The sequence below is a fragment of the Vitiosangium sp. GDMCC 1.1324 genome (genome assembly GCF_003044305.1).
Classification (GTDB): Bacteria; Myxococcota; Myxococcia; order Myxococcales; family Myxococcaceae; genus Archangium.
In genome coordinates this window covers 1-22,648 of record NZ_PZOX01000005.1, presented here as the reverse complement: position 1 = coordinate 22,648, position 22,648 = coordinate 1, and the positions used below count along the sequence as shown (strand labels likewise).

The window sequence follows — 22,648 nt, the reverse complement described above, 5'->3', positions numbered from 1 at the left end:
CCCCCTACACCGAGAGACGCAGCTTCCACACCATCGTCAGGGCCTCGAGGAAGATCTTCCGGCTCATCTTCGACTGCCCGACGCGGCGGTCCTCGAAGACGATGGGAATCTCCTTCACCGTGAAGCCCTTCTTGAGGGTGCGGTAGGTGAGCTCGATCTGGAAGGCGTAGCCGGTGCTCTGCACCGCCTCCAGGTCGATGGATTCGAGCACCCGGCGGTGGAAGCACTTGAAGCCACCCGTCAGATCCCGCGTGCTCACGCCGAGGATGCTGCGCGCGTAGAGCGAGCCCCCGCGGCTGATGATCTTCCGGCCCACGCCCCAGTTGACGGTGCCGCCGCCGTTCACGTACCGCGAGCCCAGCACCAGGTCCGCTCCGCCCTGCGCCGTGTCCAGCAGCGTGGGCAGATAGCGCGGGTCATGGCTGAAGTCCGCGTCCATCTCGATGATGTACGTGTAGCCCGCGTCGAGCGCCACGCGGAACGCATGGAGGTAGGCGCGCCCCAGGCCCTGCTTCTTCTCGCGGTGCAGGACGCGGATGCGCGGCTCCTTCGCCGCCAGCTCGTCCGCCAGCTTCCCCGTTCCATCCGGGGAGTTGTCGTCGACGACGAGGATGTCCACGCGGGGATCGGCCGCGAGCACCGCGCGGGTGATGGGCTCGAGGTTGTCCCGCTCGTTGTAGGTGGGGATGCAGACCAGCGCTGGGTTCATTGCGCGGCGGGACATACCAGAGCGGCGCCGCGTCCGCCCCTAGACTTTCGCGGGGGCGGGGAGGAGCTCCAGCACCGACTCGGCCGCCCGGGTGGCTGCCCCCGCCTCCCCGAGCCGGGTGCGCACCTCCTCCAGTCCCTGGAGCATCTCCTCACGAGGTGTGCCTGGCACCCACAGGCGGCGGATTTCGCCGGCGATGCGCTCGGGCGTCATGTCGCCCTGGAGCAGCTCGGGAACCACCCGGCGGCCCGCCAGCAGGTTGACGAGCGCCACGTGCGCCACCTTCAGCATCATCCGGCCCACGAGGTAGGTGATGAGCGAGACGCGGTACACCACCACGAAGGGGCGCTGCATCAGCCCCGCCTCCAGGGCCGCCGTCCCCGAGGCCACGATGGCCGCGTCGCTGGCGCCCACCACCTCGGGGGCCCGGCCCTCCACGAGCACGGGCTGGACGCCGCTGCCCTCGAAGCGGGAGACGATCTCCGCGCGCGGGATGGTGGGGGCCACCGGCACCACCACCTGGAGCCCGGGACGCTCGGCCACCAGCTGCTTCGCCGCGCCCACCATTGCGGGGAGGATGCGGCGGATTTCACTCATCCGGCTGCCCGGTAGCAGGGCGAGCGTGGGCGTCTCCATGGGCAGGCCGAGTTTCTGGCGGAAGGCGGCGGCGCTGGCGGGGGAGGGCATCTGCTCCACCACTGGGCTGCCCACGTAACGGGCGGCGACACCCGCCTCCCGGTAGAACTCCTCCTCGAAGGGGAGGATGCAGAGCATCCGGTCCACGCGCTTCGCGATCGTCTTCACCCGGCCCCGGCGCCAGGCCCAGATCATCGGCGAGACGTAATAGGCCACGGGGATGCCGAGCTTCTTGAGGCGGGCGGCGAGCCGGAGGTTGAAGTCGGGGATGTCCACGAGGATGGCGCAGGCCGGGCGGCGCTCGGCGGCGGCGCGGGCCAGTCCCCCCATCACCTGGAGGATGCGTGGAATCTTGGGCAGCACCTCGGTGATGCCCATGACGTTGACCTCGTGGGCGCCGTAGAGCAGCTCCACGCCCTGGGCGGCGAGGCGCGAGCCTCCCATTCCGAAGAAGGTGAGGTCCGGACGGCGGGCCTTGAGGGCGGCGACGAGGTCGGCGGCGTGGGAGTCACCGGACGCCTCGCCTGCCACGACGAGAATCTGGGGGGCGGGGGACATGGGAAGCGGCGGGCATCCTAACCGAACCGGTGCGCGCCACACCTGCCTCGTTACTCCTTGGGCTCGTTCTCAGGCCTACCTCCTGGAGGGCGAGCGTCCTCTCTCCTGCAGAACATTCCGGCCATTCGTGTCGGGAATGCGAAGCCGCCGGACCGTCCGCACTGGCTTCCTTGGAACGCGGGACTTATCCAGCCTGCGCGTCTGGGGGTCTCGCGGCCGATGAGGTGGTCCTTCCTTCTCAGTCTGGGCTTGCTCTTCGTGCTGTCGGCACAGCAGCCCATGGCTCGGAACGTGGGAAGCCGGCTGTGCCTGTCTTGTGGCCAGTTCCCGTCGAGCGGTGCTCCGTCCGAGGAGGATGTGGAGCTGCCCATTACCACCGCCCGTTCGGGAGTGGGTTGGAGTCTCCAGGCCAGGCCGCTGGACACCTGCCGCTGGTACGTCCGGAGCCCGCGTCCGTCGCTTCAGGTGCAGTGTCCCCCGGTCGCGGACCGGGATGTCGGTGCTCGCTGGCGCGCGGCGTTGCTTCCTCGAAGGCAGCCTCCGGAAGACGAGCCCATCAGGGCCTGAGGTTCCCGCTCCACCTGACGCCGCGAGGTGGTGCGCGTCCTGACTGAAGCGCTCGCTCGTGGTTTCGACCGCGCGGGGTACCCGTGTGCCTCCGGACGTGTGAGCCGGTGGCGCCAGGGCCGCGCCTTGCCTTCGTTCGAGAGGTTCTTCCTCCTCATGAATCCGTCTTCCGTTACGCGGCTTCGGCCGCGCTCGTCCTCGTTGCGCCTCGATCTCGGTCTGCGCCGTCTCCTCCCCGAGTGGAAGGCTCTGCTGTCCCCCCGCTACCTCAAGGAGGATGTACTGGCCGGCCTCACGGTGGCGTGCATCGCCATCCCGCTCTCGCTGGCCATTGCCCTGGCTTCCGGCGTTCCCCCCGAGGTGGGGCTGGTGACGGCCATCATCGCGGGCATCGTCTGCGCCCTCTTCGGCGGCACTCCCTTGTCGGTCAGTGGCCCGGCCGCGGCCATGGCGGTGCTCATCGCCTCGGCCGTGCAGCAGCACGGGCTGGGTGGCCTGCTCGTCATCGGCCTGGTGGTGGGCCTGTTGCAGGTGCTCACCGGTGTGCTCGGGTTGGGGCGCCTCATCCGTTTCGTGCCCGTTCCGGTGGTGGCTGGTTTCACCGCCGGCATCGGCGCCATCATCCTCATCGGCCAGTTGCCGCGAGCCCTCGGCCTGCCACCTCCGGAGCAGAGCCACGTGCTGGATGTCCTCTCGCATGTGGGGCGGTTGTTGCACGCGGCCCGGCCCGTCCCGCTCGCGCTCACCTTGCTGACACTGGCCATCGTGCTGGGACTGCCCCGCGTGCTGCCGCGCCTGCCCGCTCCGCTCATCGCCGTCATCGTCCCCACGGTGCTCTGTGTGGCACTGAAGCTGGATGTACCGGCCCTCGGCGAGCTGCCCCGCTCCCTGCCTCCGCCCAGGCTGCCTGCGCTCCCCGGGTCGGGCTGGGACGCACTGTTGGGCACCGCGCTCATCGTCTACGCCCTGGCCTCGCTGGAGACGCTGCTGTCCAGCGGCGCGGTGGACAAGCTGGCCCGGGGGAAGCGTCATGACCCCGACCAGGAGCTGGTGGGGCAGGGGCTGGGCAACATGGCCGTGTCCCTCTTCGGCGGCATCCCGGTGACCGGCGTCATCGCGCGCTCGGCGCTCAACGTGCAGGCCGGGGCACGCACCCGGCGCTCGGCCATCTTCCACGCGTTGGTGCTGTTGGCGGCGGTGTTCCTCTTCGCGCCCGTCATGGGCCGCATCCCCATCGCCGCGCTGGCCGGCGTGCTGCTCTCGGTGGCGCTGCGCATGCTGCACCCTCGCGAGCTCATCGCCCTCTGGAAGCTGTCCCGCCCGGAGGCGGCGGTCTATGCCGTCACGTTCGTGGCCATCGTGCTGGTGGATCTCATCGTCGGCGTGCAGGCGGGCCTCGTCGCGGCGCTGGCCATCTCTGCGGTGCGCATGGGCGGCACGCGCGCCAGCGTCCTGCGCCTGGAGTCCCACGGGCCCCACCGCTTCCTGCTCGGAGGACCCATCTCCTTCCTCTCCTCCGCGAAGCTGGAGCGGCTGGGCTCCGAGGCGCGTGAGCTGGACACCTCGCGCGGTGTCATCATCGACTTGTCAGGCGTGACGGCGATGGATGCCTCGGGCGCGGAGATGTTCCTCGGGCTGGTGGAGGGGTTGCGGGAGCGGGGCGCCCGGGTGGCGCTGCTGGGCTCGAGGTCCGAGGTGCGAGAGCTGCTCCTGCGCCAGCGGGGCGGCCAGGAGCTGCTGCCGTTGCTCGTCGTCACCGAATCGGACGCGGCACTGCTGCTCGAGGGGGCGGTGCCCGTGTCCTCCCACGAGCGGCTGGTGCATGGCGTGGAGCGCTTCCGGCAGGAGCAGCGGGAGCGGTATGAGCCGCTGTTCAACCGGCTCGCCGATGGTCAGAAACCGCACACCCTGTTCATCACCTGCGCGGACAGCCGCATCAACCCCAACCTCATCACCTCCACCGAGCCGGGTGAGCTCTTCGTCGTGCGCAACATCGGCAATCTCATCCCCCGTGCGAGCTCGCCCATGGCGGCCGCGGTGGGCAGTGCCCTCGAGTACGCGGTGGGCGTGCTGGGCGTGACGGAGGTCGTCGTGTGCGGCCACTCCGGCTGCGGTGCCATGCGGGTGCTGCTCGGGGGGGACGTGCCCAACGAGCTGCGGGGCGTACGGCGCTGGTTGGAGGAGGCCCGGGCGTTGCTCGGGACGCTCCCGGTGGATTGCTCACCCGAGGAGGCGGCCCGGCACAACGCGCTGATGCAGTTGGACAACGCGCTCTCCTACCCGGTGCTACGCCAAAAGGTCGAGGCGGGCGAGGTCCGGCTGCATGCATGGTTCTACGACGTGGGCAGCGCGGAGTTGCTCGAGTGGGATGCGCATTCGGGCGCCTATGGCCCACTCGGGAGGGGGGCTCGGCCCGAGCCGGGTGCCGCTCACCTGCCGGGGGGGACTCCAGGCATCCATCCACTCCCGGATGACTCCGGCCCGTACTGAATGCTGGAGTAGACGGCGCCCCCCTGGCCGCATCAGGCTGTGGGCATGGCGCCTTCCATCGAACCCACCCTCCGGATGCTCCGGCCCGCGGAGGCGGCGGCCTTCTGGGCCCTCCGGCTCCGCGCACTGCGGGAGCATCCCGAGGCCTTCGCCTCGTCCGTCGAGGAGGAGGAGAACGTCCCCCTCGATGTCATCCGCGCGAGGCTCGAGAGCCAGTCTCCCAGCACCAACCTCGTGCTCGGGGCCTTCGTGAACGATCGGTTGGTGGGCATGGCCGGTATCCGGCGCGACACCTTCCGCAAGGAGGCGCACAAGGCTCGCATCTGGGGCATGTACGTCGCTTCGGAGCTCCAGGGGCGGGGGCTCGGGAAGCGCCTGCTCGAGGCGGCGATCGATGCGGGCCGGAGGATGGGCGGCATCGAGCAGCTCCAGCTCGGGGTGGTGGTGGGCAACGTCCGGGCACGCGCCCTCTTCCAGTCGCAGGGCTTCGAGTCCTACGGCGTGGAGAAGCGGGCGCTGCATGTCGGAGAGCGGTATTTCGACGAGGAATTCCTGTCTCTGTCACTGACACGCGGCTGAAAATTTCTGGTGAAGATTTCCTGGGGGCCGCGGATGCGAAGGAATCACAGTCCCCCTGTCGACTTCCTGATCCGGACGTGGAAACTTTCGTGCGAGCAGCCCCGATAATTTCACGAGGGGCTGGGTACTCAGGGGGGTCGACGCCATGCGCCAGGACAACCAGACGGCCGCGCAGCAGCACCAGGACGCGGAGTTCTGGGAGCGTGACTTCGCGCAGCGGATCGCCTTGACGAGCCCGACCGACACCACGCGGGGCGTGTTTTGTATCGGCCTTCTGCGAGCCGTGGGCGAGCTGGGGGATGGGGTGATGGTGAAGCGGTGTCTGCTGGTGAGCGGCGAGAAGGAGTTCGTCGAGCTCTTCAACTACCCCATGGCCACCTATCTGCGGATGCTCTCCACGGCGATCCGGCTGCTGGCGGTGGAGCACGGGAGCATCGAGCTGGCGCTGCGGCAGCTCGGGCGCAGGGCCGCGATGGACTTCCGCGAGTCCACGGCGGGCAAGGCCATGGGCGTGATGCATGGGGGAGACCCCCGGCGTCTGCTGGACAGCCTGCCCGTGGTGTACCGGGTGGCCTTGAGCTTCGGCGAGCATGAGGTGACGTGGGTGGCGCCAGCGCACGCGCGCTTCTCGCTCAGGAACACCTTCATGCCCTACCCGTTCCACGAGGGCGTGTTGCTCGAGCTGATGAAGAAGACGAACGTCCAGCGCTCCTGGGTGATCGGGTGCCGGACGGCGATGCTCGACACTGAGTACGACATCTTCTGGGAGTGAGCCGTCCCTCGCGCACCTCCTGCGGCAAGGTGGGGGGGCGTCCCGGCGCTGCTTCCAAGGTGGCCGTACTCCTGCACGGTGAGCGGTCCTCGCGCGGTGGTCTCCCTGAACTCTTTCACTCGGGGAGCGCTTCTCTTCTCCCTGGGCGGACAGGCAGCCATCTGGCTCGTGGGCGAGGTGGGGGAACTGTGAGCGGAGGGGGCGCGGATACCCACTGATGCGAGCGGGCTGAATGTGTACACTCGGCGGCCTTGAAGACGCTTCTTCTGGCCGAGAGCCATCCGCCCACTCTGGAGCACCTGACCGGGTTGCTGTCTCAAGCCGGGTACACCGTGCGAGCGGTGAGCGACCCCGGTTCGGCGATGGAGCACTTCGTCGCCGACAACCCGGACCTGGTGGTGGTGTCCGTGGATCTGCCTCGCCTGGATGGGACGCATGTGGGGCATCTCATCCGCAACCACAGCATGGGGGCGCGCGTGCCCATCGTGGCCATCGACAAGGGCCACCTGGGCCGGGCGCGTGGCGTGGCGTCGGTGTTGGATCTCAAGGTCAATGCCTATGTGGCGGACCCGCTCAAGCCGGGCGAGCTGGTGGGCAAGCTGCAATCCCTGACGACCGGTGCCGCGCGCAACGAGGCCCCGCTCAAGGGCGTGCGGGCGATGCTCTCGCGCCCGGCGGTGGTCAGCGGCGATCTCAAGGGCTTCCCGCTGCCGGGGCTGCTGGTGTCGCTGTACCGGGTGCGCCGCGATGGCGTGCTGGTGGTGGCCTACCGGGATCTCACGCGGCGGGTCTTCTTCGCTCGCGGCGGCGCGGTGAACTACGACTCGAGCGCGCGGCAGGACGCGCTCCCCAGCTACCTCTTGCAGCGCCAGGTGGTGACCGAGGTGCAGGCGGAGCGGCTGGTGCAGGCGCTGGGCTCGGGGCTGCGCATCGGCGCGGCGCTGGCGGAGGCCGGGGTGGAGGCGGCGGGCGAGGAGCTGCTGCAGCTGCTGCGCGACTACACGACGGATCGGCTGGCCCAGGTCATCGGCATGCGCGAGGGCCGCTACGCCTTCTATCCCGGCGACGAGTTCCAGGCCGAGGTGGCCACGGTGGAGACGCCGGCGCTGGCGCCGATCCTCGATGGGGCGCGGCGGGCCATTCCGCTCAAGGTGCTGGCCGCGCCGCTGCGCGCCCACCAGGCCGAGTTCCCGGTGCGCACGCCCGAGTTTGGCAAGGACTTGTCGGCGCTGGGGCTGAACACCGAGGACCTGAAGATCGTCATGCAGGTGAACGGGCGCATCGCGCTCAGGGATCTGCTGGCGCACGGGCGAGGGGATCTGCGGCGCGGGTACTCGCTGCTGTGGTTCCTCAAGCTGGCGGGCTGCATGAGCTTCTCTCCGGCTCCCGTGGCGAGCGGGCCCGGCGAGGTGGTGGCCGTGCCGGAGTCCATCGCCCCGCGCAAGCGCAAGCCGCTGGACGCGGAGACGGCGGCGAGCCTCCGGGACGGCGCGGTGAAGATCATCACCGGCAGCTACTTCCGCTGTCTGGGGCTGGACATCGCCGCGGACACCGAGGCCGTGGAGCGCGCCTACCACGAGCTCGCCACGCGCTTTCACCCGGACAGCTACGCCGAGTTCGACACCTCGGAGATCAAGGATCTGCTGGACTCGGTGCAGGAGAAGCTGTCGGCGGCGTACCGGGTGTTGTCGGTGGAGGAGAAGCGCAAGGCGTACCTCCAGTACCTCATGTCGCGCATGGACGTGGGGCGAGCCACCACGGTGAACGTGGACGCGGAGATCATCCTCCGCAGGGGAGAGGCGGCGCTCAAGCGCAAGCAGTACCGCTCGGCCCTCATCCACTTCGAGGAGGCGGTGGGGCTCAACCCGCAGGAGCCCGAGTACTACTCGTACCTGGCGTGGGCCACGTTCCTGGCCGGCACGGGGCCGAAGGAGGACCGGGCGAAGTCCGCGCAGAAGGTGCTCCGCAAGGCGCTCTCGCTCAACCCGTACCTGGAGCGGGCGCTCATCATCTCGGCCATCATCGACAGCGAGATGGATGACGCGTCCGGCGCTCGCAAGAAGCTGCTCAAGGTGCTTGAGCTCAATCCCAATGCCCAGCTCGCCAAGGCCGCGCTGCGCAAAGTAGGTCGGTGATGCACAAGTCGTTGTGGCGGTTGCTGGGGTATGCCCGGCCTCACGTGGGCGTGCTGGGAGAGGCCTTCGTGTGCATGGCGGTGCTGGGGCTGGCCACCGGGGCGTACGCGTACCTGATGGGCCCGGCGCTTCGCTTCCTCCTGTCGGGCGGCGCCCAGGGCTTCGGCGGCGCGCAGCCGGTGCCGTGGCTGTCGGGCCTCCCTCGCGATGCCGCGCTCTGGGGCTTCCCGGTGGTGGTGCTGACGGTGGGGCTGGTGAAGGGTGTGGGGTACCTCGGCCAGTTCTACTTCATGGGCCTCTTCGCCCAGAAGGTGGTGGCGGACCTGCGGCGTGAGCTCTTCGTCCGGCTCTCCTCGCTGTCGCCCGCGCAACTGGCTCGCGAGCGGATGGGAGATCTGCTCAGCCGCTTCTCCGCGGACGTGCAGGCGGTGGAGATGGCGGCCATGTACACCGTGGGCTCGTACCTACGGGACTCGCTGCAGGTGGTGGTGCTGGCGGGCGTGGCGCTGTCCATCAGCCCGCTGATGGGCGGGTTGATGCTGTGCGTGCTGCCGCTGGCGGCGCTACCGGCCTCGAGGCTGACGCGCAAGGCGCTGAAGGGCACGCGCGAGGGCCAGGTGCAGCTCGGCCACCTCGCGGGGCAGCTCCAGGAGGGGCTGGGCGGCATTCGCACCATCCAGGCCTTCAACGGTCAGGCGGCGGAGCTGTCGCGCTTCTCGGCGCATGCGCGGGCCCATGAGGAGGCCCTGGTGCGTGCGGCGTGGGCTCGAGGTGGCGTGCCCGGGTTGATGGAGGTGCTGGCGGCCGCGGCGCTCGCGGGAGCACTGGCCTACGCGGCGGCCACGCACGCGATGGAGCCCGAGTCCCTGCTGTCGTTCCTCACCGCGGTGGTGCTCGTGTACCAGCCCATCAAGGACCTGGGGCGGGTGACGCAGTTCGCGATGCAGGCGGGCGCGGCGGGCGAGCGGCTCTTCGCGCTGTTGGACTTGCGCCACCCGGTGGAGGACGCGCCGGGGGCCACGGAGGCGCCGGCGCTGGAGCGGGGCATCCAGGTGGAGGGCGTGCGCTTCTCCTACGGGGAGCGGCGGGCGCTGGACGGGCTGACGCTGGAGCTGCCGGTGGGGAAGGTGGTGGCGCTGGTGGGGCCGAGCGGCGGAGGCAAGAGCACGCTCACCCATCTGCTGCTGCGCTTCGAGCGCCCCCAGGAGGGCCACCTGCGCTTCGACGGGGTGGACGTGGACCGCTACACGGCGGCGAGCGTGCGGGCGAAGTTCGCGCTGGTGACGCAGGAGCCGTTGCTCTTCTCGGGCAGCGTGCTGGACAACCTGCGCTACGCGAGGCCGGACGCGACGCGCGAGGAGGTGGAGACGGCGGCGCGGGTGGCGAACGCGGACGGCTTCATCCGGGAGCTGCCCGAGGGCTATGACACCCGGGTAGGCGAGCGTGGCGTGAAGCTGAGCGGAGGCCAGCGGCAGCGGCTGTGCATCGCGCGGGCGGTGCTGTCGCGGGCTCCAGTGCTGGTGCTGGACGAGGCGACGAGCAGCCTGGATCCGGAGAGCGAGCGAGAGGTACAGGCGGCGCTCGCGGAGGTGTTGCCGGGGCGCACGGCGGTGGTGATCGCCCACCGCTTGTCGACGGTGGTGGACGCGGACGTCATCTGCGTGGTGGAGGCGGGACGGGTGGTGGAGCGGGGAAGCCACGCGGAGCTGCTGAAGGCGGGAGGCCGTTACGCGGCGCTGTGGTCGCTGCAGACGGCGGGCCCCGAGCGGGGCGCTGCATGAAGCCGTCGGTGCTTGCGGGCAAGCTGCTCCGGGCGCTGTTGGGGTTGGTGCTGGTGCTGCTGGGGTGGGCGGGATTCTTCACCCTGGCGGCCTCCTACGCCGAGTACCCGGTGGTGCCACCCCAACCGGACGCGCCCCGATGGCTGCGCGGGGCCTTCCACGTGCACACCACGCGCTCGGATGGGCGGGGGACGGTGGAGGAGGTGGCCGCGGCGGCGAAGGCGGCGGGCCTGCGCTTCGTGGTGCTCACGGACCACAACGACTTCGTACCGCCGGAGCCCGCCTTCGTGGACGGGGTGCTGATGGTGCCGGGGGTGGAGCTCTCCACGGCCCATGGCCACCTGGTGGCGTTCGGCATGCAACGCCCGCTGGAGGGCGTGCGGCCGTGGATGGATGGAGGGGAGGCCGAGGCGGCGGTGGAGAAGGCGGGGGGCGTGAGCGTGCTCGCCCACCCGGTGCAGCAGCGCAACCCGTGGCGCCACGAGGAGGCCGCGCGGCGGGCGGATGGCTTCGAGCTCTACTCCGCGGACACGTTCTTCCGGGACGCGCTGCGCCACCCGTTCAGCCGGCTGCTGCCCGCGGTGGGGGCGCTCTTCGGCAATCCGGTGCACGGGGTGATGATGCTCGTCGAGCCGGGGCCGGAGCCCGTGGCGCGGCTGCTGGAGCTCGAGCGGGAGAAGCCTCGGGTGGCGCTGTGCTCGCACGACGCGCACGGGCTGCCGCGCTACGAGGACGTCTTCCGGTCCATGGCGATGTACCTGCCGGATTCCGGCGAGCTGCCCGGGGATGCTCGGGCCGCCGCGGCGCAGGTGGTGAAGGGGCTCGCGAGTGGCCGGGCCCTCTGCGCGTTCCAGGCGCTGGGAGAACCCGAGGGCTTCGCACTCGAGGGCCTGGATGCCGAGCGCCGGGAGGCCCACGTGGGCGACGTGCTCACCGTGCGCCTGCCGCCGCACGCCGAGGATCAGGTCCGGGTGGAGGTCCGAGGCGCGGGGCGGCTGCGGCCGGACGGTAGGACGGTGGAGCTGGTGGAGGAGGGGGCGGTGCAGGTGGAGGCGTGGGTGCGTGCGCCGGGAGGCTTCTTCGGCACGCAGTGGCGCCCGTGGATTGCCCCGAGCCCGGTGCGAGTGCTTCCGCGGAGGTGAAGCCAGGTAAACCGTGGCCCGCAAAAGCGAACGGCCACCCCCGGAGTGGGAGCAGCCGCTCTTGATACCGCGCCATCGGGTTGGAAGCCCCGCGCCGCCCAGCACGGCGCGGTGCTCCCGGTCACCCGAGGGTGATTACTTCTGGTACATCGCGTCGAGGGTCAGGTTCTCGAAGCCGCCCTTCGCCCCGTAGACGAGGATGTAGTAGTTGCCGGCGGGCACGTTGTTGAGGTTGCAGTTCTCGTTGTTGTGCTCCTTCACGTCGCGGCAGTCGTACTCGAAGGTGTTCGGGGCCGAGGCGCGCTGCACGTAGAGGTCCGCGTTGCCGGAGCCGCCGTAGATGCGCACGTGGACGTGGTTGTTCTCGTTGCCGTTGCTGCGCGGGGGCACCACGAGCTTGAAGATCTGCTCCGAGCCGGCGGCCCCGGAGATGCCGGTGACCTTCACGCCGCTCTCGATGGGGATGTAGCCGCCCTTCCAGGTGACCTTCAGCGTCACGCCGGAGTAGGCGCTGTAGCCGTTGAGCATGACGTACCAGGTGCCCTGCGACGGAGTGGCGAAGGCGCACGACTCCTCGTTGCCGGACTTGTACGGACGGCAGTCGTACTGGCTGGTGGTCGGCGCGTTGGCGAAGCGCACGTACAGGTCCGAGTCACCCGTGCCGCCGGTGATGGAGACCTGCAGGTCATACGCACCCTCGGGCACGTTGAAGTTGTAGTAGACCTTCGAGCCCTTGGCGCCGGAGATGTCCGTCACCGGCACGTTCTTGTTGACCGGCGTGCTGGGCGGCGGCGGGATGGGCACGCCCACGCCCACGGCCTTCCAGGCGTTGGTGACGGAGGCGATGGTCGCCGCGTCGTAGCCCAGCTGCTGAGCGGCCTGCTCGGTGGCGATCTTCGCCTGCTCGAACGTGGTGCTCGGCGTCATGATGTCGGCGTTGGCCTTGTAGAAGATGCGCGAGGCCTTCTCGATGCCGATGCCCGCCACCGCCGTGGTCGTCTTGCCCGTCGGGTGCGTGCCGCCCTGGCTCAGCAGGTAGAAGGCCAGGTTGGAGATGCCCGAGCTGTAGTGCACGTCGATGCCGGAGTAGTAGTCCGGGTAGTAGTCCAGCGAGTCGCCGTCCTGGGTCGGGTTGGCCATGTATCGCAGCGCATCGCCCGGGATGGACGGGGTCCAGATGTCGTCACCCACCAGCCACGTCTCGGCGCTGACGACCTTGCCGTCGCCGTACCACTCGCACACGGCGCCGAAGATGTCGGACAGGGACTCGTTGAGGCCGCCGGACTCACCCGAGTAGATGAGCTCCGACTCGTAGTCCGTCACGGCGTGGGTCAGCTCGTGCGCCGTCACATCGAGCGACTTGGCCAGGTTGATGGCCGTGGTGCCGTCGCCATCGCCGTACACCATCTGGGTGCCGTCCCAGAACGCGTTCACGTAGGCCACGCGGTGGTGCACCGTGCTGATGAGCGTGGCGCCCGCGTTGTCGATGGAGTCCCGGCCGAACAGGCTGCTGTAGCAGTTGTAGACCGTGCCGAGGTGATCGTAGTTCTCGTTGACGATCGGATCGGCCACCGCGGCCTCACCCTCGGAGCGCGTCAGGGTGCCCGGCAGGGTGGACGTGTTCTTGCCGTCGTACAGCTTCCGGCCCAGGCCCGTGTGCACGTGGGGGATGCGCTCGACGACCGAGCCGTCGGCGGCGTTCACCAGCACCGAGTCGTCCACCGGGGTGCCATCGGCCTGCTCGCCGGTCTGGCGGACCTCATAGACCAGCAGGAGCTTGTCCCCGGCGCGGTAGTAGAAGAGCTCCGGCGAGCCCGACTCGCGGGCGGCCTTGGGCGCGGCGCGGTCCTGCGCGGCCGCGGTGATGGCGGCCTCGGGGGCGACCGTGGCCTTCTCCGGCCCCTTCAGGTCGCCGCGGACGTTGGTGTTGGCCGCGATGATCTTCCCGCCGCGCGCGTGGAGGATCACCTCGCCGCCGTAGATGGCCCGCCCGTTGTGGCGCACGCCATAGCGGTAGTGGATGTCCCCCTGCGCGTCGGCACGGGCGCGCTTGAGGACGAGGTTGGCCGGGTCCAGCCGGAACTGGGGCGCGATGCTCGCCAGCGCCGGGCTGAGGTCCGCCTTGAGTGCGGCCTCGGGAGAGGCGGTTGCCGGCAGGCTGCCCAGCTCGCCAGTGATGAAGCGGGCGACTCCCGCTTCGTCCGCGTCCACGACGGTGTTTCCGAGGGCGGACTTCAGCGTCCGGGTTCCCTCTACCTTGTTGGCCGAGGCCGGGCTGCCCTCGGTGCACGCGCTCATCATCAACGAGAGCGCCGCGACTCCAATGACTCCGCGGATACGATTCTCCACAGTGCTGCCTCCTGATCCCTATGACCCAGGGACGATGATCAGTGTGCCAAATAACTCCGACAATTTCAAGTATTCCATAATAAACACTGTTTTACTGTTTTCACACAAAGTGAGAAAAAAAGGGGTCCGAGGCAGGACTGTGGGTGTGGCCCGAGGGGAGGGTTGCGCGTGCTGCCGGGAGTGACGGCATCTGGTAGAGGGACGCGGCCCCCGGGTTGCCATGCGCCTGCTCTACGTCCTCGCCAGCTATGTGCTCTTCGCCGTGCTCTTTCCGGTGTTGTCGCTGCACCGCAAGACGCGGCACGGGCTGCGGCAGCGGCTCGGCTTCTACGCGCCAGGGGATCTGCCACCCCGAGGGCCTGGGCCGACGTTCTGGCTGCACGGGGCGAGCGCGGGGGACTTGTTGGCGCTCTCGCCGATGTTCGGCCCGCTGAGGGCGCGCTTCCCGGGGTGCCGCATCGTGCTCTCCACGATGACGAACTCGGGCTACATGATGGGGCGAGATCGCCTGGCGAAGCAGGTGGACGGGGTGGTGTACGCGCCGTACGACCTGTGGGGCGCCACGAGGCGGGCGGTGCGGGCCATTCACCCGGACCTGCTGGTGCTCGAGTACACGGAGATCTGGCCCAACCTCATCCGCGCGGCGAAGCGTGCGGGAGTGCACGTGGCGCTGACGAACGGACGCTTTTCCCCGGCGCACCAGGGGAAGTACCGGCTGTTGTTCTCGCTCATCGGCAACCCGCTGCGGGACATGGAGCTGTTCCTGATGCGGGGGGAGGACGAGGCGGAGCGGGTGCTGGGGCTGGGGGCTCCGAGGGAGCGGGTGTTCGTGACGGGGAACACGAAGTTCGATGCGCTGGCGGCGGCGGACGTGGGGCGGGAGGACGAGGCGCTGCGGAGCGCACTGGGGCTGAAGGAAGGGGAGCGGGTGTGGATCGCCGGGAGCACGCACGAGGGCGAGGAGGAGCACCTGCTGGCGGTTTACCGGAGGCTGCTGGAGGAGCACCCGGACCTGAGGCTGGTGATCGCGCCGAGGTACATCGAGCGGGCGGGGCGGATCGCCGCGCTGGCGAAGGAGGCGGGGCTGGGGGTGGGGCTGCGCTCGAAGGGGAACGAGGAGGGAGGGCGGGTGGTGGTGCTGGACACGATCGGGGAGCTGTCGAGGGCGTACCGGTTGGCGACGTTGGTGTTCGTGGGCGGGTCGTTCACGAAGCGAGGGGGGCAGAACATCCTGGAGCCAGCGGGGCAGGGGAAGCCGGTGCTGTTCGGGCCGCACATGGAGAACTTCCGGGACAGCGTGCAGGTGTTGGTGGGGAGGGGAGGCATCCAGGTGAAGGACGCCGAGCACCTGTACCGGGTGATGTCGGAGCTGTTGGCGAAGCCGGAGACGGTGGCGTCGTTGGGGGAGCTGGCGAGGGGGACGGTGCGGCAGGTGTCGGGCGCGAGCCAGCGCAACGTGGAGCACATGGCGCGAGTGCTTACCCCGTGAAGATCCTCCACCTGCTCGCGAGTCCCTTCTGGAGTGGCCCGGCGGAGAACGTGGCGCTGCTGGCGTTGGCGCAGCGGGCGGCGGGGCACGAGGTGACGGTGGCGGTGGATCGACGGCGCACGGAGGTGGCGGCGGAGGAGCTGGCGGTGCCGCGGTTCGAGGCGTTGGGGCTGCTGGACGAGGGAGGGCTGGAGCTGTCGGTGAAGTCGCCGCCGTGGAAGGTGTGGAGCGACATGAGGCGGCTGAGGGCGCGGAGCGTGGACGTGGTGCATGCGCACTTCACGCACGACCATCTGGTGGCGAGGTGGGGGAGGCCGAGGGGCGCGGTGTTGATTCGCTCGGTGCATGCGCCGAGGTCGCTGAGGTCCTCGCTGCCGGCCGCGGACGCGTACACGGTGCCGTCGTCCTCGGTGATCACGCGGCTGGTGGGCCGGAGGGTTCGGGTGCTGCCGCCGCTGGTGGATCCGCGGTTCCGGCCGGCGGAGGATCGCGAGGCGCTGAGACGGGAGTTGGGAGTGGCGGGCGCACCGCTGATCGGAATGGTGTCCACCTTCCAGGCCTCGAGGCGCCATGCGCTCGGAGTGGAGGCCTTCGCGAGGCTGCGCCAGGGGCACGCGGGAGCGAGGCTGGTGCTGGTGGGGGACGGGGAGCTGGTGGAACCGGTGCGCCAGCAGGTGCGCGCGTTGGGGCAGGAGGAGGCGGTGACGTTCGCGGGGTACCAGCGGGGCGAGGCCTTCGTGCGTTGGCTGCGGGCGCTGGACGAGGTGTGGGTGTTGGGGCTGGGGAACGACTGGAGCGCGAGGGCGGCGGCGCAGGCGAGGGCGTGTGGAGTGCGCGTGGTGGCGGTGGGGGAAGGCAACCTGCCGGCGCTGGCGGACGTGCTGGTGGAGGAGCTGACACCGGAGGCGGTGGTGGCGGCCTCGGAGTCGGGGACGAGGGCGCTGGTGGAGCACGCGAGCAACGAGCGGATCGCCGCGGAGGTGCTGGCGCTGTACGAACAGGCGAGGGCGGAGCGGTGAGCGGGCCGGCCGGGAGGCAGGAGGGGCCGACGGCGATCGAACGAGTGTTCTATCCAGGGAGGCCGGAGACCTGGAGCCGGAGGGCGATGCTGGCGCCGCTGGACGTGCTGGCATGGGGCTACGGAGCGGGAGTGCGGCTGAGGGGAGCGCTCTACGACGCGGGGCTATGGCGGGGCGAGCGGGTGGAGGGACTGCGCGTCGTGTCGGTGGGGAACCTGAACGTGGGAGGGACGGGGAAGACGCCGGCGGTGCTGTACCTGGCGGAGCTGCTGGTGAAAGAGGGGAGGCGGGTGGGCATCCTGACGCGAGGGTACGGGCGAGGCTCGAAGGAGCCGCTGACGTTCACAGGAGCGGGCCCACTGCCGTCGGTGGAGGAGGCCGGGGACGAGCCGTTGCTGCTCGCGCGCCGCTGTCCCGAGGCTCGGCTGCTGGTGGGAGCGGATCGCCGGACGCTGGCGAGGCGGGCGAGGGACGAGTTCGGGCTGGAGGTGGTGTTGCTCGACGACGGCTTCCAGCACCGGAAGCTGGCGAGGGACGAGGACGTGGTGGTGGTGGACGAGGCGGTGGGCTTTGGCAATGGCCGGATGCTGCCGAGAGGCCCGTTGCGCGAGCCGCTCTCCGGTTTGAGCCGGGCCACGCTCTTCTGGGTGAGAGCCGCGGCGACGCCCGGGCCGGCGCTGCCACCGCTGCCAGCGCCTCGAGTCCGGACGCGGTACCGGCCCACGGCGTGGGTGGACCCCTCGGGAGCGCTCCATCCACCCGAGGCGCTGACCGGACAACCGGTGTTGGCGCTGGCGGGGCTTGCTCGGCCGGGGGGCTTCCTGCGGACGCTGGGCGAGCTGGGAACGGACGTCCGGGGAACGGCCTTCTATCCGGACCACCATCCCTTCAGTGCGCGGGAGCTCCACGAGGTGGGGGCCCGGGCGGCGAGCCTGGGTGCTCGAGTGGTGACGACGGAGAAGGACCGGGTGCGGCTGCCGGAAGGCTTCGAGACGTGGACGGTGAGGCTGGGCGTGGAGGTGCTCGAGGGCGAGCCGCACCTTCGCCGGGCGCTCGGGCTCGGGTAGGAAAAGGTCGGCTTGTCGAAGGGGAGTGGCTATGGGACAACGCGCCGCCATGGCTGCCGTCCTGCCCGCTCGAGCGATTCCATCCCTGGCCCAGCTTCCCCTGGCCTTCGCGCGCCGGAGGGTGCTGCTGGTGGGGGACCTGGTCGCGGACCACTACATCTACGGGCAGACGGACCGGGTGAGCCGTGAGGCGCCGGTGCTGATCGTCCGCCACGAGTCCTCGGAGGTGAAGCTGGGGGGCGGGGCGAACGTGGCGGCGAACGTGCGATCGCTGTCGGGGCAGGTAACGGCGGTGGGGGTGTTGGGGGCGGACGAGATGGGGAGGGCGTTGCGCAAGCTGTTCGACGAAGCGGGAATCGAGCTGAGCGCGGTGGGTGCGAAGGGCGTGGAGACGGAGACGAAGACGCGCATCCTGGCGGGAGGGGTGAGCACGACGCGGCAGCAGATGTTGAGGCTGGACCGGGGGCAGCGAGGCCCATTGCCTTCGAAGGTTCGCCGGGCGCTGGTGAAGCGGGTGGAGGAGGCGGCGAAGGACGCGGACGCGGTGGTGGTGTCGGACTACGGCGCGGGGGTGGTGGGGGAGGAGATGCGCGAGGCGCTGCGCCGGCTGGCGGCGGACGGCCTGCCGGTGTGCGCGGACAGCCGTTACAGCCTGTCGACGTTCACCGGGGTGACGGTGTGCAAGCCGAACGAGCCGGAGCTGCAGTCGCTGGTGGGCCGGCCGCTGCGGACGGAAGCGGAGCTGGTGGAGGCGGGGCACGAGATGGTGCGCCGGATGAAGTGCCAGGCGCTGCTGGTAACGAGGGGCCGGCACGGGATGGCGCTCTTCGATGCGAAGGGCGGGGTGGACCTGATTCCGGTGCACGGCGCGAAGGAAGCGGTGGACGTGACGGGGGCGGGGGACACGGTGATCGCGGCGTTCTCGCTCGGGCTGGCGGCGGGAGGCGGCTTCGGAGAGGCGGCGAGGCTGGCGAACGTGGCGGGAGCGCTGGCGGTGCAGAAGCTGGGCACGGCGACGGTGGCGCGGGATGAGCTGTTGAGCGAGCTGAGGAGCGCGCGGTGAGCACGGTGGACAAGGTGCGGCGGTTGTCGGAGGTGGTGGAGCAGCGCGAGCGCTGGAGGGCGGAGGGGAAGACGGTGGCGTTGGCCAACGGAGTCTTCGATCTGCTCCACGTGGGGCACGTGCGCTACCTGGAGGGGGCGAAGGAGCTGGCGGACCACCTGGTGGTGGCGGTGAACTCGGACGCGTCGACGAGGGCGTACAAGGGGCCGGGCCGGCCGCACATCCCCGAGGGGGAGAGGGCGGAGCTGGTGGCGGCGCTGGCGTGTACGGATCGGGTGCTCATCTTCGACGAGCCGAACGTGCGGAACATCATCCGGGCGCTGAAGCCGGACGTGCACGTGAAGGGGACGGACTACACGCCGGACACGATCCCCGAGGGAGACGAGGTCCGGGCCTACGGGGGCCGGGTGGCGGTGGCGGGGGATCCGAAGAACCACAGCACGACGGAGCTCGCGCGGAAGCTGCAAGCGGAGCGAGGGATGAAGTAGGCCGCCATGCAGCTTCCCGAGTGGTGGATCTCGACGCTGGCGTGCCCGCGCTGCAAGGGTCCGCTGACCCTCTCTTCGGACGAGCTGCACTGCCCGGGCTGCCGTCTCGCGTACCCCATCCGGGACGGGGTGCCGGAGCTGTTGCAGGACGAAGCCCGCCCACTGCCCTCAGCGAGCTGAGGAGGCCTGGGCGGGGAGTGCCGCGGCGAAGGAGCGCACCTCCTCGAAGACGCGGGCCTGGAGGTCGGCACCGGAGTCGACCACGGGGGTGAGGTCGACCATGCGGTGGGGCGGGTAGGGGTGGCCCCAGCGGTCCATGTCCATGCGGAGGAAGAGGCCGAGGGTGGGGGCGCCGACGGCGACGGACAGGTGCATGGGGCCGGTGTTGTTGCAGACGGTGAGGCCGGCCGAGCGCATGAGGGCGGCGAGCTCATCGATGTTGGTGGGAGGGGCGAGCTGGGCGCCGGGGGCCGCGGCCACGACGGTGCGAGCGAGCTCCTCCTCACCGGGGCCCCAGGTGACGATGGGAGTCCGTCCGGAGGCGAGCAACGCGCGAGCAGCCGCGGCGAAGGTCTCGGGAGGAATGCGGCGCCAGCCGAGTCTGCCCCCGGGGTTGACGACGGCGCGGGGCGAGCCCGAGCCGGCCTCGAGCCATGCGCGGAACTTCTCGCTGACGTTGGGCGAGCGGAAGGACATCCGCTCGTGGGGAGCGCCGGCCACGAAAGGGGAGAGCAGGTGCACGCGCTGGAGCACCTCGTGGTTGGTATCGGAGCGGGCGGGGACGGACAGCGAGTGGAGGTAGTGGACGGGCCACATGTGGGGCCCGACGACGATGGAGCGAGGCCCGACGAGCCGGGAGATGAGGGCGGAGGTGACGGAGGGGGTGGACCAGTTGGCGCAGTCGACGACGACGTCATAGCGCTCGCGGCGCAGGGCGCGGATGCCGGGGGCGAGGGGCCCGAGCCAGAGCAGGCGGCGGTCGAAGGGGATGATGCGGTCGGCCTGGGGGTGGCCGGCGAGGACGCGGGCGACCTTGGCGTGGACGAGGACGTGCACTTCCGGGGGTTGTGGGGCGGCCTTGAGGGTGGAGAGGAGGGGGGTGGTGAGGAGCGCCTCGCCCACCCGGTTGTCGATACGGACCAGGAGGACGCGCCGGGGGGAGGGGAGGGGGGAGCCCACCTTCCGCCGGCGGCCGGGGCGCCAGAGGAGGGCGGAAGCTACGAGGGCGAGTGCCAGCTTCGCCCACAACTCGAGCCGCTTGTGCCAGACCATCGGGGGGCGGACCATAGCAGAGAGGATCTGCGCAGGTGGCTTGACCTGCTGGCCGGAAGCGCCTAGCAAGCCGCGAATGCTGAAGAGCATGACCGGGTTCGGAGCGGGACGCGCGCGAGTGGGGGACGAGGAGTTCTCCGTGGAGCTGCGCTCCCTCAACCACAAATTCTGCGAGGTGAAGGCGCGGCTTCCGAGGGAGCTGGCGGCCTTGGAGTCGGCGCTGGTGAAGCAGGTGAAGGACCGGCTTGCCCGCGGCTCGGTGGAGGTCTTCATCAAGAGGCAGACGGCGACGGCGGCTGGGACGGTGCCGGTGGTGGACATTGCGCTGGCGCGGGAGTACGCGCGGGCCTTCCGCCAGGTCGCCGAGGCGATGGGAATGATGGCCGAGGTGTCCTGGACCCACGTCTCCAGCCAGCCGGGAGTGATGAGGCTGGAGGAGCGGGGAGTGGACGTGGAGTCGGCCACGAAGGCGGTGCGGGAGGCGCTGGAGCAGGCGCTGGGTGCGTTGGAGCAGATGAGGCAGGTGGAGGGCGAGGCGATCCTCGCGGATCTGGAGACCCGGCTCGGGCTCATCGAGCGCTGGAGTCGGGAGGTAGCGGAGCTGGCGCCCCGTTCGGTGGATGAGTACCGCCAGCGGCTGGCCGAGCGTGTGGCCGAGCTGGCCCGAGGCATCTCCGTGGACGAGCAGCGGCTCGCTCAGGAGGTGGCCGTCTTCGCCGAGCGGACGGACATTGCCGAGGAGATGACCCGCCTGGCGAGTCACCTCGAGCAATTCCGCCAGTTGATGGCGGGGAGCGAGCCCTCGGGCCGCCGCATGGATTTCCTCGTTCAGGAGATGCACCGCGAGGTGAACACCACGGGCTCGAAGAGCCAGCACGCGGAGATCTCCACGCGCGTGGTGTCGATGAAGGCCGAAGTCGAGCGCATCCGCGAACAGGTCCAGAACGTCGAATGAACGAGCCCACTACTCTCCAGCCCGGCACTCTGCTTGTCCTCTCCGCGCCTTCGGGGACGGGGAAGACCACCCTGGCGCGCCGTCTGCTTGGCGAGCTGCCGGACGCCATCTTCTCCATCAGTGTCACCACCCGGAAGCCGCGAGGCCGGGAGCAGCACGGGGTGGACTACCACTTCGTGGACGTTGCCTCCTTCCAGGAGCGAATCGAGCGGGGGGAGTTCGTCGAGTGGGCCGAGGTCTACGGGCACTTCTACGGCAGCTCCCAGGCGGTGGTGGACGAGGCCCGGGCACGGCGTGGCGTGGCCATCTTCGACATCGACGTGCAGGGCGGGCTTGCGATCAAGCGCAAGCACCCCGATGCGGTGCTCGTCTTCGTTGTTCCGCCCTCGATGGAGGAACTCGAGCGGCGTTTGCGCGACCGGGGGACGGATGCGGAGGACACCATTCGCCGCCGGATGCTGGCCGCCCGCTCGGAGATCGAGCGAGGGGTTGCCGCATACGACTACATCATCGTGAACGATGACTTCGATCGCGCCTACCGGGATCTGCACTCGGTGGTCGTCGCCGAGCGTTGCCGGCGGGGGCGCGTGGATCTCTCGAAACTCCGGCTGGAGAAGTCCGCGACGAAGGAGCCGGTTCCCTGACTCGGGGAATGGCTCGGGCTTCGGGGAGTGTTGCCCCTACACCGCCAACGAATCGGAGCTCGATGACCTGGCGGGAGGCGCCGCTTCGACTCGAACGGCAAGTTCGGGTAGGGCGCACGGGGTGGCGCGGGTGAAATAGCTTGCGCTGCCTGATCACTTGGTGGATAAGCCGCCTCACCTCACGGCGCGGTGTCGCGCAGGCAACATTCCAGCGAAGTGAGGACTGTTCTTTTGAGCATCAATATGGACCGAAGGCTCGCCAGAGCCGCGTCAGAAGGTAGATGCGGTGACTGGGCAGCGCCGAGCGGGCAAGTCAGCGAAGTTGACAAGTCCCGAAGGCGGTCCTAGATACTGGGGGTCTCGCCAGTGCGGCTGGAAAAAGCCGGTGGCGAGCGGAATCAATCGGTCTGAATGAGCGGTTGACTCTCAACGCGGTGGTGGTAGAAGCCGCGCCCCTCGGACGGAAAGGCGAAGTCGCACTGGCGACGGAGACCTCCGACGAAGCAGTGAAAGACGAAATAGAAAGTCAGCGAGCGAAGTTGACTCCCGACGCGGCGGTGGTAGAAGCCGCAGCCCCTCGAAACGGCGGAAGTCGCCAAGGCGACGAAGTCGAGACGGCGGGAAGAAGAGAGTCGACGAAGCGGGTTGACAGCGGATGCGGAAAAGCAGTAGATTCCGCGCCCTTCCCGAAAAGGAAAGCGAAGCGCAACGGCGCCGAGCAAAGCCGAGTCGGGACGAAGCGGTGAAACGGAGCGGCAACGGTCGCTTGACAGGGAAGCCGGTTCGAAATAAAGAAGGCGGCCCCGAAGTTGAACGGGGTGCAGCCGAGAAGTGAAGAAAACGGTAGCACGAAGTCGCGGCAGCAACAAGCGACTCGGTCTTTGAAAACCAAATAGCAAGCCCAAGAAGAAGACGATTGCGGAAACCGCAGTC

General features: G+C 69.8%; 19 protein-coding genes. 14 read left to right on the top strand and 5 right to left on the bottom strand.

What is annotated here, in order from left to right; translation table 11 throughout:
- Positions 1–4: 4 nt before the first annotated feature.
- Both DAT35_RS16155 and lpxB read right to left on the bottom strand, forming a co-directional pair.
- On the bottom strand, positions 5–709 hold the full coding sequence (locus DAT35_RS16155) for a polyprenol monophosphomannose synthase (RefSeq protein ID WP_108067933.1): 705 nt from the start codon (positions 707–709) through the stop codon (positions 5–7).
- 39 nt (positions 710–748) lie between these two features.
- The gene (gene lpxB / locus DAT35_RS16150) at positions 749–1,903 is read right to left on the bottom strand and encodes a lipid-A-disaccharide synthase (protein ID WP_108067932.1); all 1,155 of its coding nucleotides are present in this window, start codon (positions 1,901–1,903) and stop codon (positions 749–751) included.
- A gap of 723 nt (positions 1,904–2,626) precedes the next feature.
- Here lpxB and DAT35_RS16145 point away from each other — a divergent pair.
- From DAT35_RS16145 to DAT35_RS16120, 6 genes are all read left to right on the top strand, one after another.
- The gene (locus DAT35_RS16145; protein ID WP_108068412.1) at positions 2,627–4,960 is read left to right on the top strand and encodes a bifunctional SulP family inorganic anion transporter/carbonic anhydrase; all 2,334 of its coding nucleotides are present in this window, start codon (positions 2,627–2,629) and stop codon (positions 4,958–4,960) included.
- Between the two features lie 45 nt (positions 4,961–5,005).
- On the top strand, positions 5,006–5,539 hold the full coding sequence (locus DAT35_RS16140; RefSeq protein ID WP_146209737.1) for a GNAT family N-acetyltransferase: 534 nt from the start codon (positions 5,006–5,008) through the stop codon (positions 5,537–5,539).
- Between the two features lie 145 nt (positions 5,540–5,684).
- Positions 5,685–6,311, top strand: a complete 627-nt coding sequence (locus tag DAT35_RS16135) for a DUF2378 family protein (protein WP_108067930.1) — start codon at positions 5,685–5,687, stop codon at positions 6,309–6,311.
- Between the two features lie 251 nt (positions 6,312–6,562).
- Positions 6,563–8,446, top strand: a complete 1,884-nt coding sequence (locus tag DAT35_RS16130) for a DUF4388 domain-containing protein (RefSeq protein ID WP_108067929.1) — start codon at positions 6,563–6,565, stop codon at positions 8,444–8,446.
- Positions 8,446–10,227 (top strand): ABC transporter ATP-binding protein, encoded by a 1,782-nt coding sequence (locus tag DAT35_RS16125; RefSeq protein WP_108067928.1) that lies wholly within the window; start codon positions 8,446–8,448, stop codon positions 10,225–10,227. Before DAT35_RS16130 ends, DAT35_RS16125 begins: the two co-directional genes overlap by 1 nt.
- Positions 10,224–11,369, top strand: a complete 1,146-nt coding sequence (locus tag DAT35_RS16120) for a PHP domain-containing protein (RefSeq protein ID WP_108067927.1) — start codon at positions 10,224–10,226, stop codon at positions 11,367–11,369. Before DAT35_RS16125 ends, DAT35_RS16120 begins: the two co-directional genes overlap by 4 nt.
- 135 nt (positions 11,370–11,504) lie before the next feature.
- On the opposite strand, the gene DAT35_RS16115 is transcribed toward DAT35_RS16120, so the two are convergent.
- Complete coding sequence (locus tag DAT35_RS16115; RefSeq protein ID WP_108068411.1) at positions 11,505–13,670, bottom strand: M4 family metallopeptidase; 2,166 nt, start codon at positions 13,668–13,670, stop codon at positions 11,505–11,507.
- Between the two features lie 268 nt (positions 13,671–13,938).
- On the opposite strand from DAT35_RS16115, the gene DAT35_RS16110 reads away from it, so the two are divergent.
- The 6 genes from DAT35_RS16110 to DAT35_RS16085 all read left to right on the top strand — a co-directional run bounded on the left by DAT35_RS16110 (position 13,939) and on the right by DAT35_RS16085 (position 19,024).
- The gene (locus tag DAT35_RS16110) at positions 13,939–15,207 is read left to right on the top strand and encodes a 3-deoxy-D-manno-octulosonic acid transferase (protein WP_108067926.1); all 1,269 of its coding nucleotides are present in this window, start codon (positions 13,939–13,941) and stop codon (positions 15,205–15,207) included.
- Positions 15,204–16,226, top strand: a complete 1,023-nt coding sequence (locus tag DAT35_RS16105) for a glycosyltransferase (RefSeq protein ID WP_108067925.1) — start codon at positions 15,204–15,206, stop codon at positions 16,224–16,226. Before DAT35_RS16110 ends, DAT35_RS16105 begins: the two co-directional genes overlap by 4 nt.
- Positions 16,227–16,312: 86 nt before the next feature.
- On the top strand, positions 16,313–17,293 hold the full coding sequence (lpxK, locus tag DAT35_RS16100; protein ID WP_233261510.1) for a tetraacyldisaccharide 4'-kinase: 981 nt from the start codon (positions 16,313–16,315) through the stop codon (positions 17,291–17,293).
- Between the two features lie 49 nt (positions 17,294–17,342).
- Positions 17,343–18,356, top strand: coding sequence for a bifunctional heptose 7-phosphate kinase/heptose 1-phosphate adenyltransferase (locus DAT35_RS16095; protein ID WP_108068410.1), 1,014 nt, complete (start codon positions 17,343–17,345; stop codon positions 18,354–18,356).
- A complete protein-coding gene (locus DAT35_RS16090; protein ID WP_108067923.1) occupies positions 18,353–18,844 on the top strand; it encodes an adenylyltransferase/cytidyltransferase family protein in 492 nt (163 codons plus the stop codon). Before DAT35_RS16095 ends, DAT35_RS16090 begins: the two co-directional genes overlap by 4 nt.
- Before the next feature lie 6 nt (positions 18,845–18,850).
- Complete coding sequence (locus tag DAT35_RS16085) at positions 18,851–19,024, top strand: Trm112 family protein (RefSeq protein WP_108067922.1); 174 nt, start codon at positions 18,851–18,853, stop codon at positions 19,022–19,024.
- Here DAT35_RS16085 and DAT35_RS16080 read toward each other — a convergent pair.
- Positions 19,013–20,116, bottom strand: a complete 1,104-nt coding sequence (locus DAT35_RS16080; RefSeq protein WP_108067921.1) for a glycosyltransferase family 9 protein — start codon at positions 20,114–20,116, stop codon at positions 19,013–19,015. The two genes, DAT35_RS16085 and DAT35_RS16080, sit on opposite strands and share 12 nt — an antisense overlap.
- A gap of 76 nt (positions 20,117–20,192) precedes the next feature.
- Between DAT35_RS16080 and DAT35_RS16075 the strand changes: the two genes are divergently transcribed.
- On the top strand, positions 20,193–21,071 hold the full coding sequence (locus tag DAT35_RS16075; protein WP_108067920.1) for a YicC/YloC family endoribonuclease: 879 nt from the start codon (positions 20,193–20,195) through the stop codon (positions 21,069–21,071).
- Positions 21,068–21,715, top strand: a complete 648-nt coding sequence (gene gmk, locus DAT35_RS16070; RefSeq protein ID WP_108067919.1) for a guanylate kinase — start codon at positions 21,068–21,070, stop codon at positions 21,713–21,715. Before DAT35_RS16075 ends, gmk begins: the two co-directional genes overlap by 4 nt.
- A gap of 398 nt (positions 21,716–22,113) precedes the next feature.
- On the opposite strand, the gene DAT35_RS60710 is transcribed toward gmk, so the two are convergent.
- Positions 22,114–22,648 (bottom strand): hypothetical protein (locus tag DAT35_RS60710; protein ID WP_233261509.1); only part of this gene is annotated, 535 nt, incomplete at its 5' end.

Bases quoted from the DNA above. Each gene is read 5' to 3' on its own strand.
- lpxB (WP_108067932.1), bottom strand. From the start codon at position 1,903: ATGTCCCCCGCCCCCCAGATTCTCGTCGTGGCAGGCGAGGCGTCCGGT.
- lpxK (WP_233261510.1), top strand. From the start codon at position 16,313: ATGCTGGCGCCGCTGGACGTGCTGGCATGGGGCTACGGAGCGGGAGTG.
- DAT35_RS16135 (WP_108067930.1), top strand. From the start codon at position 5,685: ATGCGCCAGGACAACCAGACGGCCGCGCAGCAGCACCAGGACGCGGAG.
- gmk (WP_108067919.1), top strand. From the start codon at position 21,068: ATGAACGAGCCCACTACTCTCCAGCCCGGCACTCTGCTTGTCCTCTCC.
- DAT35_RS16125 (WP_108067928.1), top strand. From the start codon at position 8,446: ATGCACAAGTCGTTGTGGCGGTTGCTGGGGTATGCCCGGCCTCACGTG.
- DAT35_RS16080 (WP_108067921.1), bottom strand. From the start codon at position 20,116: ATGGTCTGGCACAAGCGGCTCGAGTTGTGGGCGAAGCTGGCACTCGCC.
- DAT35_RS16085 (WP_108067922.1), top strand. From the start codon at position 18,851: ATGCAGCTTCCCGAGTGGTGGATCTCGACGCTGGCGTGCCCGCGCTGC.
- DAT35_RS16155 (WP_108067933.1), bottom strand. From the start codon at position 709: ATGAACCCAGCGCTGGTCTGCATCCCCACCTACAACGAGCGGGACAAC.
- DAT35_RS16110 (WP_108067926.1), top strand. From the start codon at position 13,939: ATGCGCCTGCTCTACGTCCTCGCCAGCTATGTGCTCTTCGCCGTGCTC.
- DAT35_RS16095 (WP_108068410.1), top strand. From the start codon at position 17,343: ATGGCTGCCGTCCTGCCCGCTCGAGCGATTCCATCCCTGGCCCAGCTT.
- DAT35_RS16145 (WP_108068412.1), top strand. From the start codon at position 2,627: ATGAATCCGTCTTCCGTTACGCGGCTTCGGCCGCGCTCGTCCTCGTTG.
- DAT35_RS16140 (WP_146209737.1), top strand. From the start codon at position 5,006: ATGGCGCCTTCCATCGAACCCACCCTCCGGATGCTCCGGCCCGCGGAG.
- DAT35_RS16115 (WP_108068411.1), bottom strand. From the start codon at position 13,670: ATGATGAGCGCGTGCACCGAGGGCAGCCCGGCCTCGGCCAACAAGGTA.
- DAT35_RS16075 (WP_108067920.1), top strand. From the start codon at position 20,193: ATGCTGAAGAGCATGACCGGGTTCGGAGCGGGACGCGCGCGAGTGGGG.
- DAT35_RS16120 (WP_108067927.1), top strand. From the start codon at position 10,224: ATGAAGCCGTCGGTGCTTGCGGGCAAGCTGCTCCGGGCGCTGTTGGGG.